We start from the raw sequence: 1,545 nt of genomic DNA, 5'->3' as shown, positions 1-1,545 counted from the left end.
TAACAGGCCCTAGCGCGATGAGCAGGTTGACCGAGAAACTCCAGAAGATCTGCGTCAACCCGAGTTGAATACTTTGAAGAAACACCGAGCCGTGCTGCGGCGAAATGAACTGCGGAAAGATGGCGAGATAAACACCGCGATCTTCGGATTGAGCAGGTTCGTGAGAAAGCCCATGAAGAAGAGCTTGCGCGTTGAATCGTCCGGAAGGTCCCTGGCTTCGAACGGCGACCGGGCGCCGGGCCGTACGGCCTGCCATGCCAACCAGAGCAGGTAGAGCGCACCGGCCCACTTGAGCACTTCGTACGCGAGCGGCACGGCGAGAAAGAGCGCCGTCAGGCCGACGGCCGCCGCGAACATGTGCACCAGGAAACCCGCAACAACGCCGAACAGCGAGATGACGCCCGCCTTGCGCCCCTGGCTGATGGAGCGCGAGATCAGATAGATCATGTTCGGCCCCGGCGTCAGCGCCATCAGCAGCGCGGCGCCGGAGAAGAGGAGCAGGTCGTCGAGAGGGATCATCGAGTCTCCTTCGGTCGAGCGTGGAACTGGCGTCGCAATCTGATGTTGTCGACAGTGAGTGCCAGCAGTGCTGCAGTCGAGACGACACCGAATCCATAGTCCCCTGCGAAGCGCCAAAAGCCCCAGGTGATCAGTGCGACGCCCACTGCAGCGAGAACCAGTAAAAAGGCGTTCTTCATGCCGCTGCCGCTTGTCAAGAGTCGCTGAGCTTCTTAGCCGCCACTTTTTCGCTTGCGCCAGTACACCGGCTTTCGAGGGAAAGGTGCAATGGCGAGAATGACCAGCTCGAATCCGAGATCTTGGTAGACGACCGAAAAAGGAAATCTCTTGGGGAAGACGCGACGGGTACCGTACTTGTGGGGCGACCCCATCTGCGGAAAAGCAGAAGCAAGCTCGACTGCCGCCTCGATTTCGCTGGTGAAGCGCTCACCGAGACCGGGGGACCGTTCGTCGTAGTACTTGGCCTCGGCTGCGAATTCGACTTGTGCTTCCGGGTGAAACCTGACGGGCTTCACCGCAATGTTCGGCGGACTCGCGCGAAAACCTCGCTGGCCGGTACGAGTTCGACAACGCCACTTTCGACCTCTGCAATGCGCTTACGTAGCTCTTCGTCCCAGGCAGCATCGACTTCCGGCTCGAGGTCACCTTCGAGCGAGGCAAGCAGCTCTTCGGCGAGGCGGGCGCGATCTTCCGGTGCAAGCTCGCGTGCGCGTTGAGACAACTCAGTGACCAGATCAGTCATGGCTCGGCTCCGTGATTGGCTGTGAATCTTACGCTGCAGGCCTTGCGGGATGGGCGACGCAGCTCTGGTGGCTCACGGTGAAGTTCGGAGGCCACATTGGGCGGTCCGCTGGAACGACCGCTTACGCTTGCGGATTCACCCGCTGACGGGCACGAAAACCTAGTGCAGTGCGCCGCTCTGTTCTGTACTTATCCAACGATGGCGGCAAGTGCCGTCTTGGCGCGCGTGACCTTGGCCAGGATGTCGGACGCGCGTGCGGTCCAGATGAACGGCTTGGGATCGAT

General features: G+C 60.6%; 3 protein-coding genes and 1 pseudogene. All 4 read right to left on the bottom strand.

Translation table 11 applies throughout. From position 1 onward, the window contains the following. A pseudogene (locus H0W38_RS20510) lies at positions 1-519 on the bottom strand (LysE family translocator); the annotation flags it as partial. Then, positions 516-698 carry a hypothetical protein gene (locus H0W38_RS20505; RefSeq protein WP_292457665.1) on the bottom strand — a complete coding sequence of 61 codons (183 nt, stop codon included), beginning with the start codon at positions 696-698 and terminating at the stop codon, positions 516-518. The pseudogene H0W38_RS20510 and the gene H0W38_RS20505, both read right to left, overlap by 4 nt. A gap of 33 nt (positions 699-731) precedes the next feature. Further along, positions 732-1,034 (bottom strand): type II toxin-antitoxin system RelE/ParE family toxin, encoded by a 303-nt coding sequence (locus H0W38_RS20500; protein ID WP_292457663.1) that lies wholly within the window; start codon positions 1,032-1,034, stop codon positions 732-734. Next, on the bottom strand, positions 1,031-1,261 hold the full coding sequence (locus tag H0W38_RS20495) for an addiction module protein (protein ID WP_292457662.1): 231 nt from the start codon (positions 1,259-1,261) through the stop codon (positions 1,031-1,033). The genes H0W38_RS20500 and H0W38_RS20495 overlap by 4 nt, the downstream gene beginning before the upstream one ends. Positions 1,262-1,545: the final 284 nt, after the last annotated feature.

Source organism: Methylibium sp. (genome assembly GCF_013817365.1).
GTDB lineage: Bacteria > Pseudomonadota > Gammaproteobacteria > Burkholderiales > Burkholderiaceae_C > Methylibium.
The sequence above is the reverse complement of the archived record's forward strand: the minus strand, read 5'-3'. Positions and strand labels throughout refer to the sequence as shown.